Consider the following 13,299-nt stretch of genomic DNA (forward strand, 5'->3'; position numbering starts at 1 on the left):
CTGATTGGTGTTAAGAAGAAACAGCTTCAGACTTACGTTGGTTCAGTAATTTTTTCTTCATGTTTTGCTCAAGTTCATAGCGTTGATATTCAACAACCATCTCTTGTGCCATGGTAGAAATCACTGAAGCAGTTGCTTTGTTTTCGTCAAAGTCCGTGTCTTTATTTTTGGCATTTTTCTCAATCATGGTACGCCGTGTCTTAATCTGGTTCTTCGCACCTTTTGGATAGAATTGTGCAAGGACCTTCAACGCCTTACCACGTTCACCGATAAGGTCATACGTGTAGTTACGGAGCGCACGTTCATCGGGATGTGTACTGAGTGACCATAAAAGGATTGGACCAAGTGAAACGGTATATAAGCCCGAACATTCCATTTTTTCGAGTTTAATTTTACTGAAGTACGTTAAGCCTTGATCTGAGAAACCTACGTTACCTGAACCAAGAGCATCCATTTCTAGTTGAGTTAGACCGATACTGTCACGAATAGCTTCACGAGATTCGCGTGTACCAGGATCGACAATCACATACGCCGTAGCAAAGCCAACCAAGTCTTTAAAGTCTTCTACTTTGTGTGATGCCAAGTTAAGACGAGCACCCCATTTACGCAATGTACGTGCGTCTTCAGCCAATTCTTCTAATAGGATTGGATCGCCTTTCGCAACGTGCAATTCGTCATAAGACATAATTTTGCGGTCTTCAAGAAGCTCATTAATCAGTTGGGTTGCATATTCACGATAAGCTTGTGGGAATTTTGGAATATCGTCACGGCTCACGGCGAACTTACGCTTAATGAACATCCGTACAATCTGGAAGAATAGAGATGTAGTTTTAGGATCTGATGATGTCGCAACTTCGTTTAAGTCGATAGAAGCTACACGAGCGTTACCGATGTCAAAGTTAGTGTGATAGAAGAATGCTGGATAGGTATTTTGTGCAGCCATAATCTGATGCGCCAAAAAGTCCAGTGCTCGTTCATTATCAATATGAACATCACTCCAAACATCTAAAATTGATGAATCAGAAAGGGTTTCAATCATATCGCCAATAGTCGGCATTGCGTAACGGTGTGCCAACGTGCGTCCACGGATCTCATTCAAAGAATGGAAAAGGTCACGTAGAGCGTAATAAGAAATATCCTTACCTTGTTCAGAATGTGGCTCAATCAGTCCGTGTTTTTCCATGATGCGATCTAGTTCTGGATCTGCAAAGCGCATGTACTTACGTGCTTTATGATCAGCATTCGTATCATCAGCAAAATAGAATGTACGGCGTAGGACCGCACCAATAACGTCAGAAGTGTTTTTGGCTGGTTGCCCTTTCAATTCAGGCGGTGTTACCAATGAACTTAAAAACGCTGTCATTTGACGCATTTCGTAGTTCAACGGGTAGCGTAAGCCCATACTGAATTCAAGCGGATTAATCGCTTCTTCTTTTGAGTTTTTAATACGCTTATAGATGGCATAGTGACGTAGCTCTTCAGGCAATGAATCTTGCACTGTTTCTACTAACCCACGGCTTGACTCACCCACATCGACAATATAGGTCAACGGGATACGCTCGTTACCAGGCATCATGATGTCCTCAAGCATGCCTTTGTTCATTGTGACCGATTTACCCGTACCCGGTTTACCAATGTTAATAGTCGTCCATACAGTCACTTCATTTGAGAACGAATCAAGAATAATCAGTTTACCGTCTAAGGTTTTGTTGAGCTGATGCCCTTTATGGAATGGTGAGTTAATACGTGTCAGCGGTAACATGTAGAACACATCAAACAGCGGTGCCGGTGAAATAGGTGCGTGATTACGTACCATCAAGCCCGGTATATGTGATGCCCAAGTCAAAATAGGATCGCCAGCCTGTTCCATGACTTTTGCACCGCCCCACGCTTCAAAACTCTTCCAAAGCTTTTGGCGCCGTCCTACAAGAATGTTTACACCATCTTCGGTATTTGGTGCCCATGTCATCATGGTCATTTGCAGACCAGCAACAGTGTCTACTTGATCTAGGTCATTTTTAGTGGCCATCAAAATGTTACCAGCATTACGAATGGCTTTGTTTTGTGCCGTCATAAAGTGAATAACGCTTGATAACGTGCGTTTCATCATGGTTCCAGCCATACCATCACCAGTAATACAGTAACTCACCGCATATGGGATAGAACGGATGTTACCGTTAGTGTCGTGCGTTTTGGCCTGGTGTAGTAAGCGGAATAGCGTTTCAAACGTATTCGTCTTCGCTGGATATATATCTACCATCAATGGAGCATATACAACGCCGTCAGTGATAACACTTCCCACTGGATAGAATGAACCTTGACTTGTACCAGGTAAGATCGCATTCGTCATGAGTTGTTCTGAGATCGGTTGATACAAAACGTGTGACGCATCATCTTCTGATGGTATTTCTTTCCAACGCATCGGTAAGCGTGTATTCAACATCGGCACAGACAAGGTGAAGTCATCTGAAGTTGAATGTGAGGCAATTTGTTTTTTAATCGTTAGACCAGCTTCAACAACATTCAATACTTCATAGATTGCTGGAAATTCTTCAGTTGAGAGTGAGTTTAAGAATTGTGAGACAAAAGACTCATGGTGTACGTATAAGCTGTCCGATGATTTAAGCATGTCTTGAGCATTGACCGTACTTGGCATTGTAATTTGCGACAGTAGCTTTTTACGGTTTTTTGAGTCTTGAGCTTTATCGATTGGCGATAGTAAGGTTGGCTCAGAGATTAAAGCGATATAACAGCTTTCGTTAAATACACCGCCTGAAATGGTTTCTGTCATTTCATCAATGATGATGTCTAGATTCATCGCACAACGCGCCGTGGTCGCCTTTTGCATGGCGTTCAAGTCATGAATCGCGTATGGCGTCTCATGGTCTACTTTGAACGCTAGATGAATCGTATGTCCACGGTCTTTGAAGTAGTTACGCATGTTGCTCGTCATCAAACCAATTTGACGGCTGAATGCATCACCACTAATTAAACTCTTAATCCCCTTATATTCGATGATCGTAATCATTGCACCAGTTTTTGTGACAAACGTATGTTCGTCCGATACTGTTTCTAAATCGCAATAATCCTCCACGTCAGCTTTCATGCTTTGTAGGAATAACATCAATATAATTTCAATCTTGGAGTAACCAGTCTTTTTATAACCAGACTTCTCAGCTTTCTTCTTACTCATTTAAACACCTTTATTCACCTTTCTACGTCTATCTTTGATTAGACATGCCTTTAAGCATTAAGCACTAAAAAATGGTAATTCTCTTAAAACGTTAATCGCACTGTCGAAATCCTTATTTTGAATTGCGACCTCAAGACTTTTAACAGAGGGTTTTAAGCTTGTATCTAAAACCAACCTTAATAAAAGCTCATAGAAGGTACTGTTAAAAGGGATATTATCATTTTTTGAATTAGTAAATACATCAGTTTTAACGGTTTCGTCCTCTTTTAATTCGACATACTTCTTAAAACTATTTAGATCAAACACTAAACCCTTATTAAGCAGTTGCCAAAACGCCATTTCTAAAACCTCTTGGTTTTCCCCTAAAGTACCCACCTTGAAGTTTAAGGAACCTGTATTTTTAAGTTGGAAGTGAACCTTATCAAGCTCTATGTAGATCTCTTTGTTCTGGTATAAGCCCTGTTCGTGGAAAACTTTAGACACCGATAGCTTTAAGTTTTGGTATATACAAAAAGATTGCAGCGAACACATTTTTAAGTTGCCCGTATCTATCTGGTTTGTCGCATCTTCTACGGACGTTGGTAGGTGTATCATCGGAAAGTAGCGTGTCAGTTCTTCAGACAGTTTCTTTTGTTCCAAAACGCTTATAATTGATAATGGATTGTCAAATCCAAAGTTGGTGCTCAGTAATTTCTTATGCCTCACACTCACACTTTGCTTAACCTGTATTTCAACGTCTAAGCCACTCAGCGCCGTTATTTTGTTTAGGTGTACCAAAGTGTCATCCAACAGCAAACAATCGCTGTTAACGGGGATATTCATCAACAGTAGCGCTTTAATTAGTGGATCTTGAAAATGCCCCGTTGTGTCTTCACCAGTTGTTGTCTGATTCCCTATCGCTATATGTACAACATGGAGTAGCATTAGCGTGTTAGATGTATGGCCAGTGTCGCGTGTCGTTGGTATATACAAATCGTTCAGGAAGTTGAAAGCCTCAGTACCTATAACGCATAAGCGAAATATCGATAGCTGATCGTGCGTTTCCTTTGGTAGTGCATCTATCCCAAGTTCCCAATATTTGTAGATGTATGGACCAATAAATGAGTATTCATCATCATTCAAAATGTCCGTCTCAAATACGCTATCCAATACCGCTATATCATTCACTATGTCAGGCTTAAATGGCTGTAACACTATGCCCGATATAACGTCTTCTAAGCTCATATCTATGTATTCGGTATCTGTTAAGCATTCTGTCATTTATGTGAACTCACTTATCACCCAAACCCTTAAATACATCTAGTGTTTGGTAGTACTCATACTGCTCGTCAGTAAAGATATTCGGGGAAAATACTATGTAGTGGTTTGGCAGATTAAAGCTCTCGTATGCTTCGTCTGATACCTTTTCCAAAGCTTTTGCGAGTTGATACAAAGAAAAGTTTTTGTTCTCTTTGATGGCATTCAAATACCACTCTTTGTACTTGCGGAGCTGGTCTACGTAATCAACGTTCGCTACCAACATATCTTCTTGCTTGGCTTCTTCATATTCAGCCATTGTGTTGAACTTAATGTCCGTGAAGTACAGTTGGGTATCAATTGTTTGGGTTCGTGTCTTAATCGCATTAAACGCCTGTATATCCTCAAACATATTACGTGCGTATTCTGCTTCAGACATCTTTGTAGGATTAGGGCGTTGATGGCGCTTTAACGGCTCTACAAGCAAGCTTTGGCGATGTCGCCGTGCGAACTTAGCAAGCTCAGGATCTTGGTTGTCAGACTTATGCGATAACACCAGTAATGCACGTTGATATTGATTAAAGATCTCTTGAGGTATGTTCGTACTCAATACGCATATTTCAGCTTTCTTTTCCAGTGATAGTGCAAAGATGTGGTTTTGTGCATGGCATAGCGTACAGACCGCTACAATGTTCTCAGCCGTATGGTTGCTATGATCGCCGTCTAAGTGATGTGGCTCTAAAAAGTATTCGTCATAGAAATCACAAAAATAGCATTTAGCTGGTTGTGAAGACATTATTTGCTTTATTGTCTCATTGGTTTTAAAACCATCATGGATAGTTTTATCTTGACGTATCTCTTGCTTGTCGTTTACGCCGTTAATAGGTCTTAAAATACCAAACTTACGGTTTATATGTTTCACTTAAACCCCTTAATACTATTAAGTAAGGTCTAATTAAAACATGTATATACTATTTTTAAAATAAAAAAAGCGCAGCCTAAGCCACGCTTTTAAACTTATTTATTATTGTATTACGCTTTACCAGTAATAGTGTTCGCAGCAGAGAACATGATGAAGCCTACGATTGATAACGCACCACCCACACCAATACAGATCCAAGCAGTTTTCTTTTTCTTTTGTTGATCTTCTTCTGATGTATACATCATATACAAACCAGTACCAACTAAGCCTAAACCAAGCACCATGAACACTACGATTAAGAATTTATAAACGTTTTGACCTAATGTTTCACCACGGCCTAAGATTTCATTCGCATCAGAACCAGCAGCGTGTTTTCCGTAAGCTGTACCACCTGGGTTCCATGTGCCAGTGTTTGCATATGCAACTTGACCCATTAATGCAGAAACAAAAGCTAAAAACATTACTTTTGCGCGGAATGCAGTCGCTTTTACAGTGCGAACTGAGTGTTTTACTAATGATACCATTGTCATTTTCCTTTTATTTAATATACGGGAGCTAATCTCCGCACTGTAATTAAACATTCTTAAAACCCTATTGCTTTAAGTTGCTTAATTTTAAACTTCTCGTTAAATATCTTCAATATCTTATACAAGGTTTTTAAGAAACTCTCACCCTATTTTAAGAAGATTGTTTAAAATATTGTAAAAAAGGTTCCTCCTATTTGTGTTCCAAAGGTATTAACAAAGACATCGTGTACGTCCTGAACGTATACGCATAATACACCTGTTATAATTAAAACCCATGCTTTGCGGTATGTCGCATTGCCTTGAGCATCAATTTTCTCTACAAAACCATATAAGCCACGAGCTACGGCTATAATCCCTACCAGTTGCGTAAAACCTACAACCGCCGTAACGATATATGCACCTAAATCATTAGCACCAGCATCAGGCAAGTAACTTTGTACCGTTACAAGTTCTATGCCATTACCACCAAACAATGAAGAACCTAGTGCACCAATGATATATCCGTCATATCCAAGTGATGCAAAAGCACCACCGATAAGAATCTTCAACAATGCCCCACCAGTGGTAGGCTCTTTCATTCCATGACCAAAGAACTTTTGTTGAGGTGATGATGCTTGCACTAAGTCAAAAAGCGCCGTGCCAGTAATCACCAACCCCGTTACAACAAAGCAAATGCGTATAAAGCTTAGTAGTGGACCGTATATGTTTAATATCGCTTTAACTATATCTAATGCATCCACGCTATTTTCCTTATTTCACCCAAATGGCTTGTTCGTTTTCGTCAACAGCATAGACCGTGCGATTGTCTGGCATCTTCTGACCTACATAGACTGTATATGTATGGTTTTGAGAATCTGTCATCCAAGCGCGATCGCCTACAACCGCAAAAGCATCCAAGCGTTTTGCACCTTTTGGAATTGATAAGGTTTTAGATCCCGATGTACTTAAAGCCTTTTGCTTAGTCTGGTCTTTAGCTATTTTGATTAAACTAGTCTTTAATTCCTTAATTGCCTGTTCTTGCAATTCAACAAGGTTTTTAAGATCGTCATTTTCAGCTTTCAGTTGTTCATTTTTGATTATGGTTTCTGATTGAGCAACTGCAGTTTGTTCGCCGTTTTGTACTTGCCCATGCGCTTGCTCTTTTTCTTTCAAACGTTGTAATAAAATAAGTGCATTCGTACCCTGACTTTGATAGAAGTTAATTGCCTCTATTCCTAGATCAGAATCAATCGGATACGACATGGATTTGTACATAATCATGTATTGACCAGTGGTAGGATCTTTAAACACAATATTTTCATCAACAATGAACGCCGTATCATCAGCAATACTATTGTCCTTTAAAGGTTGTTGATTTTGATTGTATGTTGCTTGTGTTTGTTGAATGCCTTGACCAACAGTATCAATGGATTCTGGTGTTTGTTCTGGAGCAACTGCCGTGCTGACGTCTTTTGGTTTACTCATTTGTATCCAAAAGAAAGTACCAATCATAATTAAGGCAATAACACCAATAACAATAAGAAGTTTTGGAGGAATACCACCCTTCGCACGACCTTCGCCTTTTTGGGGTTTGCCTTCAGCATCTTTTAGATTTTTCTTTGCCTGTTCAGCAGTCATTTGATTATCAGACATTTCGCTTACCCCTTACTTTTCGGTGTTGTTACGTCAGCATCAAAAAAGACTTCAAATACTTTTCCGCTGTTAACGATATACGTAGTTGGTCGAACTGTTGATGTACGTGCCATGTTCGCCATTTCCGTACCAACGTTACCAATGATGTTCCCGGCAATTTCTTTATCGTTTGGCTCTTCCTTCGTGCTTACAACATTGCCAGTATTTGTGATTTGGGTTGTACCAATGTTTTGATAGGCTTGTCCGTAACCCTCAAAGATTCCAGCAGTAACCATACCGCCAAGCTTTTGCAAAGTGTGTTTTTGGACTTTATCAGCCATGCCCGATTGTTTTGTTCCAAGAGTTAAAGCTCGTACTTGGATTGCATACTCTTCGCCCTTAAACAACATACGGGTAAAGTTAAATTCAATATCCGCAGTATTCAGACCAACAGTACCAATAAGTTTTGCGCCGTTAAATTTACCGCCAATAACAGTAGCAAATAGGTTTTTACCTTTATCAGTATTCACACCTGTATCTAAACGCGCTTTCATTGTTGTACCAGCTTTAATGATTGCTAGTCCTTTAGTAGATTCGCTAGTCGTATTCGCAACGTTCAAGCTTCCAAGGTTTTGTTGCCCTTCCGATGCTTTAGTGTTGTGTGAATATTTATATGTTGAATATCCGTTGACCTTGTTCTTTGTATTAGAAAACGCAGCAAGTTGATCAACAAAAGCAGTTTGACTTAATTCACGCGTTGCAGCATTACGTTCTGCATAAGCAGCTGCTTGTTGGCTATATACATTAGCAACATCATTAGCAGCAGATGAAGCATGTTCATATTGTTGCGCGTAGTTAGTTTGATAAATCGGTGCGTTTTGATTAGCACCGTTTTGTGTTTGTGGTTGTTGTGGTAGACCACCGCTAGTTGGTTGAGGTAATGCACCACCTTGATTTGCCATATTAGCTCTGGCCATCTGGTCAAGTTCAAGCGTAATATTTGGTGTACCACCTGTTGCAGAACCGTTTACAGGTTGCCCATTTGGACCTGTAATAAAATTCTGATCGTTCAGATCGCCGTTTGGATCTTGTGTTGCAACTGTTTTAAATTCGGGCAAATAGCTTTCACCATTTTTGCCAGCTCGAGCAGCTTCTTCAGCTTGTTTTTGACGTTCATATTCTACGTATTCAGGAGGGATAACATTTGTACCCTGTCCTTGGATTTCTGGTGTAGCAATAGCAACCTGATTATCTAAAGCTAGTTGGTCACTTTTCCCCATTGGGTTAAACATAAAAAAGCCTAATCCACCAACTACTACCAAACCAATAATTGCAACAACGCGAAAGCGCGTATCTGCAAAAACACGTTTTTTGTTAGCAGTTTTAATACTTGTATTTTTCAGTTTTTTAGGTTGGTCTTCTTCTGAATGAACTTGGTTTGCAGAAATAATAGTTTCATCGGTAGTACCTACTTCAGTGCTACGACTAGAATTCTCTTCAATGTCATTCGGGTTATTTTGTTGGTTCGTTGAATCCATTTTTAATTCTCACTTAATGACTTAAAATGCGTCTTCGAGGTAAACAGTTTTAGGTGTACCGCCAGTCGTTGAAAATGTGATGTACTTCAGATCTTCAGAATCTTCATAACGGAAGATCTTCATACCGTTGTTAGCGCGGAAAGAACTCAAAAAGGCTGGTTGAATAACACCAAAGTTACTACGCACATATATATAGCCACCAAACTTCCAAGCACGGACATTAGGACTATCAGTTCGCATTTCAACAGCACCCTCAGGCGCTAAGCCATCCATAAATTGCAAACTCACACCATCTGGAATAATCGATGTTTGATTGCCTGTTGAATACATAGCTTTGGCTGTTGGGCTTCGACCAGGTATACGTGCGTCTACACGAACATCTAAATCACGTTGGCCAGTAGCTAACATCAAAATTACTGGAGCACCCAATCCCTTTAATGTGACCGTTACGTTTCCGAAAGCAGCTGGATCTAATGGTTCGATTGAAAGGATGTTAGTTTCAGGGATTTCGTCTGGCTCTTTTTCGTTTTGCTCACCTAAGCCATCTGAGAAACGTCCACGGTCCAAAGAAATCTTTTCAATGTTCCATGGATTTCCTGAAGAATCGGTAAAGACAATAGTAGATAGCATGCCAGCGCTTAAACGAATTACTGGCGGTTCCTCACCAGGGTTTAATGAAATACCCAAACTACGGGTTTTCGCTTGTGGCGTATTTACATAAGGACTAGAAAGGCTTCGTTTTTGTTGCAACAAAAGTCCTTTAACTATTTTTGTTTGCTCAGGTGTGAACTGCAAACCAACAAGATTGTGAACCTGTCTGTCAATTTCCGATGCTGTATCAACTACCTCAGGTGCAACCAAAGGAGATTGAGCATCCGCAAAAGTATTCGGAGGCATATCAGCAGCATTAACTATTGTAGTTAATGCAGTAGAAGCAAAAAGAGCCAAAGATAATTTTTTCAATTTCATAAGTATCATCCAATTAACGCGCTGGAGTTAACGTAATTGTCTTAACAGCAATACCGTTGTAGTTCAGATAAGAACGTGGATGCTCAACAATAGTAACTGTCGCAATGAAGCGGTGAGTCTCTTTAGGTTGTTTGTCACCTAAGAAGAATTGAGTAGTGATAGGAACACGAACAGTCCAACTAGGTTCTGCAGCATGTAAATCACGGTTTTCGATTTGTGGAACATCAGTAGCAGTAGTTCGCATCGTTAGGTTGTTTTGTACGATTGTGCCAACTGTTTGTGATTGAGCGATTTGCTTCATCAATGAATCTTTACCGCCCTCAGTGAAATACATTGAACCAGCATTGTTAATAACGTCACGCCAGTTCAAGAAATCAAAGTTGTAGACAGAAAGAATTGCACTCTTACCGAATTCAGAAATAACAACGTCAGTAACGCGAGGGTTTTTTGATGCTTCGATTGGACAGATAACCGAGTTATCTACTGTTTGAACAGCTTTGACTTTTGGGTATGCATTAAAGGCAGCAAAAATAATCATCGCAAGAACAGCACTCACGATAAAAGCGAAAAACACGAAAACAAGCCATCGTCTTAACTTTGCAATCTCCTTATCTTTTTCATCCACCTGTTTTCTGAGCCAAAGACTAGGATCACAAGAACCTATTTCAGCGTTTTCATTAGATTTGTCTTTAGACACAACAGCACTCCTATTTCGCTGGCTGATATATAACAGATGGAATTGGACGATCTGATTTAGAGCTAAGCACACACTTAACTGGTGTGCCGTCATCAAAAACCAAAGATTCAAAATCTGTTGTGGTGAGTTTAAAAGCTACAAAACTAAGCGTTGTTAAAACGGTTAAAATGCACAATGAGGCAAACGTACTAACCAACACTCTTAAAAGCCTTGCGTATTTTCTTTTACCTATTATTGATACTTCAGCGTAAGGAGAACCCCATGTTGAAGTAGTCAAATTAGTTTTAGAGTTATCCATTTAGTCAATCACTAAACCCGACTTTAATTCGTCCTTATAATAGTCGGTATTAAACTCATTTGCTATATTAAGATCAAAATAATAAAAGGTATCTAGGTTATTAGCTAAAAGTGTTTTAACAAATTCATGGCTACCATTAACGTTTTCAATAGAATCTAAAGTAGGCTTTATACTAAAACCACTATGGCCTCTCCACTTTCGCCCATAAAAGTTAGAAGCAGTATCTTTACCAGCATGTCCAAAAGCACCGGCTATCACAAACTTATCAATACCCTTTACCTTAGCATTTGCAATACATTGATGCCTTGTACTGTATAAAGTAGGTCGTTGATCTTCATTAGTTAAAACCTTGCCTCTAAGCTTAAAGTAATTGATATAACTTAAACGTAAACGCTCTTGCAGTATTTTAATAAAAGTCTGTTTTTCATCCCATCCAAAGGTATAGCAACTACTTTTATTTAAACTAGATACCTTTCTCACATACCTATTTAGCAAGTTCCAATAAAGGTATATCTTTTCTTGATCTTCATGTTTAAGGTCATCAAGTATTAAATACCTTTTAAGTCCATTAGCCCGACCATGTGTAGCCTTGCCATTTTCCACAATCATGATCAGTTTTGGTCCTTTTACTGCACAACAGAATGAAACGGAAAACCACTCAACAGGACGCAATCCAACAACAAGATTGGCATCAACAAAAGCAACCATCATCCGATCAAACTCACTAACCCTGGTGTTACTCTCGTTCTTATGCTCGAATTCTCTTACCAAGTAGTTGTAAAACGTGCGTTCAAAGTACTTTGTTTTCAGCTCAGAAGTACGCTTAGGTTTGTCCTTATTAGCTGTATATTTTGTGTTAATGATTCTTAAATATAATTCTTCTAAAAAATATTCATCAAAACCAGCATCTATATCTTCATCATTAATAGAGCCATTATTTAACTCATTAAGCTTTAGACCGATTCCATACACTAAATATGCACGATATGTTCTAAATGTAGATTCCGCGTAATAACCATTTTCAGATTTAGTTTTAAATTCAGAATATATGTTTTCATATAACATTTTTAAATCTAGCTCTGAACTATCTAAATGTTTATCAATCTTTTGCTTAAGCTCAATATCATATTTAGTCTTAGTAGAATACGGAAAATCTTCTATACGACTTGTGTATTCTTTTAATGTCTTTGGATAGCTATTAGGATTCTCAAAACTGCTCACCACTACCACCCTTAATCCACATGCAAAACATGAGCACATACTACAACGTTAAACACCTTTCTAAAAGTACTCGTTAAAACGTTTTTCACTTTAAGCAAAATGTTTTTCACTTTTAAGCCCAATAAATGCAAATGTCTTTTTTGACTCCTCTCTTGTTAGTACAGTGGAAAAATCAAAAAAATGAAGTTGAGAAATCATAAAAACACAGTGGACCTTTTTTACAGTGAAGTGCTTGATATGCATAGTTTCAATAGTCTTTTGCCAGTTGTGATGCCTTAAATTTTTAGGGAAAAATACGACTCTAAGCCTATCATTATTGCAGTTTAATTGGTGTTTAAGGTGTCAAATCTTTATATTTAAGATGCACAGCACTAAACCATAAGGTAGGTTTTTATAAGTAGCAGTTTTAATGTCTTTAAACTTTTAAATTAGGAATGGTATATACCAAGATGCATTTTTTCTTCAAACAGTTTTTATCAATTTATTTAATATTAAAGAAGCTGGCTTATAAATAAATTGTATTATCACCAATAATATTTTTAATATTAATTAAAAAAAGCATATAAACATCTTTATTAATATACTTCTATACTGTAAAATATAAATTACAGTATTAACAATATTTTAATTAAAAAAAGAATAAATGTACTTTGTTATTTTCTGTATAAATTATATTCTAAAAAAAGAACAAAAAAGAATAGAAAAGATAATAAAAAGAAAGAATAAGACTATAAAGGAATATAAAAGATGTCTAGCAAACTATAAGAGCTCATTTACTCTCTATAATTGATTGAAAAAAGTACGTTGTATTTCCATTTCAGATAAGTACTACTAAAAAAAAGCATTGTTTTGGACAGACAATGCACTTAAAAAGAGTATTTTTTACAGATTTGTCTTGTTTAGGCCAGGTACGACTGCCTGAAGAACGCCCTTAGATATACGTTAAAGCTTATAAATTAGGTTTAAGCGAGTGCCTAAAAGTCGGCTTTATACCTTTTAAGGGATTTTTTATAATTAAAAAAGTGCATTTTAATAGTTTTTAGACTAAAATCATTTTGTCTTTATACCCACTTAATCTGGAGTAAAA

General features: G+C 38.1%; 11 protein-coding genes. All 11 read right to left on the reverse strand.

Features of this window, described 5'->3' with window-relative positions:
• Positions 1-10: 10 nt before the first annotated feature.
• The 11 genes from ACZ8ZH_RS19050 to ACZ8ZH_RS19100 all read right to left on the reverse strand — a co-directional run bounded on the left by ACZ8ZH_RS19050 (position 11) and on the right by ACZ8ZH_RS19100 (position 12,212).
• A complete protein-coding gene (locus ACZ8ZH_RS19050; protein WP_470247944.1) occupies positions 11-3,193 on the reverse strand; it encodes a hypothetical protein in 3,183 nt (1,060 codons plus the stop codon).
• A gap of 57 nt (positions 3,194-3,250) precedes the next feature.
• Positions 3,251-4,453, reverse strand: coding sequence for a hypothetical protein (locus ACZ8ZH_RS19055; RefSeq protein ID WP_125297403.1), 1,203 nt, complete (start codon positions 4,451-4,453; stop codon positions 3,251-3,253).
• A 10-nt stretch (positions 4,454-4,463) separates the two neighbouring features.
• The gene (locus ACZ8ZH_RS19060; protein WP_024160797.1) at positions 4,464-5,351 is read right to left on the reverse strand and encodes an HNH endonuclease signature motif containing protein; all 888 of its coding nucleotides are present in this window, start codon (positions 5,349-5,351) and stop codon (positions 4,464-4,466) included.
• 110 nt (positions 5,352-5,461) lie between these two features.
• Complete coding sequence (locus ACZ8ZH_RS19065) at positions 5,462-5,875, reverse strand: hypothetical protein (protein WP_024160796.1); 414 nt, start codon at positions 5,873-5,875, stop codon at positions 5,462-5,464.
• A gap of 167 nt (positions 5,876-6,042) precedes the next feature.
• Positions 6,043-6,618 carry a hypothetical protein gene (locus ACZ8ZH_RS19070; RefSeq protein WP_005005910.1) on the reverse strand — a complete coding sequence of 192 codons (576 nt, stop codon included), beginning with the start codon at positions 6,616-6,618 and terminating at the stop codon, positions 6,043-6,045.
• Between the two features lie 10 nt (positions 6,619-6,628).
• Positions 6,629-7,510, reverse strand: coding sequence for a hypothetical protein (locus tag ACZ8ZH_RS19075; protein ID WP_044110982.1), 882 nt, complete (start codon positions 7,508-7,510; stop codon positions 6,629-6,631).
• A 5-nt stretch (positions 7,511-7,515) separates the two neighbouring features.
• Entirely contained in the window at positions 7,516-9,027 is a 1,512-nt protein-coding gene (locus tag ACZ8ZH_RS19080) for a DotG/IcmE/VirB10 family type IV secretion system protein (RefSeq protein WP_044110984.1), read from the reverse strand.
• Between the two features lie 21 nt (positions 9,028-9,048).
• Positions 9,049-9,996, reverse strand: a complete 948-nt coding sequence (locus ACZ8ZH_RS19085; RefSeq protein ID WP_005005900.1) for a DotH/IcmK family type IV secretion protein — start codon at positions 9,994-9,996, stop codon at positions 9,049-9,051.
• A gap of 13 nt (positions 9,997-10,009) precedes the next feature.
• Positions 10,010-10,693 carry a DotI/IcmL family type IV secretion protein gene (locus ACZ8ZH_RS19090; protein ID WP_005005897.1) on the reverse strand — a complete coding sequence of 228 codons (684 nt, stop codon included), beginning with the start codon at positions 10,691-10,693 and terminating at the stop codon, positions 10,010-10,012.
• Between the two features lie 10 nt (positions 10,694-10,703).
• Positions 10,704-10,991, reverse strand: coding sequence for a hypothetical protein (locus ACZ8ZH_RS19095; protein WP_024160792.1), 288 nt, complete (start codon positions 10,989-10,991; stop codon positions 10,704-10,706).
• Positions 10,992-12,212 carry a hypothetical protein gene (locus ACZ8ZH_RS19100; protein ID WP_470247945.1) on the reverse strand — a complete coding sequence of 407 codons (1,221 nt, stop codon included), beginning with the start codon at positions 12,210-12,212 and terminating at the stop codon, positions 10,992-10,994.
• Between the last annotated feature and the right edge of the window lie 1,087 nt (positions 12,213-13,299).

This window comes from Acinetobacter sp. SW-226 (genome assembly GCF_055632855.1).

Coding starts and splice junctions, on each gene's coding strand:
- ACZ8ZH_RS19050 (WP_470247944.1), bottom strand. CDS start 3,193: ATGAGTAAGAAGAAAGCTGAGAAGTCTGGTTATAAAAAGACTGGTTAC.
- ACZ8ZH_RS19055 (WP_125297403.1), bottom strand. CDS start 4,453: ATGACAGAATGCTTAACAGATACCGAATACATAGATATGAGCTTAGAA.
- ACZ8ZH_RS19065 (WP_024160796.1), bottom strand. CDS start 5,875: ATGGTATCATTAGTAAAACACTCAGTTCGCACTGTAAAAGCGACTGCA.
- ACZ8ZH_RS19075 (WP_044110982.1), bottom strand. CDS start 7,510: ATGTCTGATAATCAAATGACTGCTGAACAGGCAAAGAAAAATCTAAAA.
- ACZ8ZH_RS19080 (WP_044110984.1), bottom strand. CDS start 9,027: ATGGATTCAACGAACCAACAAAATAACCCGAATGACATTGAAGAGAAT.
- ACZ8ZH_RS19085 (WP_005005900.1), bottom strand. CDS start 9,996: ATGAAATTGAAAAAATTATCTTTGGCTCTTTTTGCTTCTACTGCATTA.
- ACZ8ZH_RS19095 (WP_024160792.1), bottom strand. CDS start 10,991: ATGGATAACTCTAAAACTAATTTGACTACTTCAACATGGGGTTCTCCT.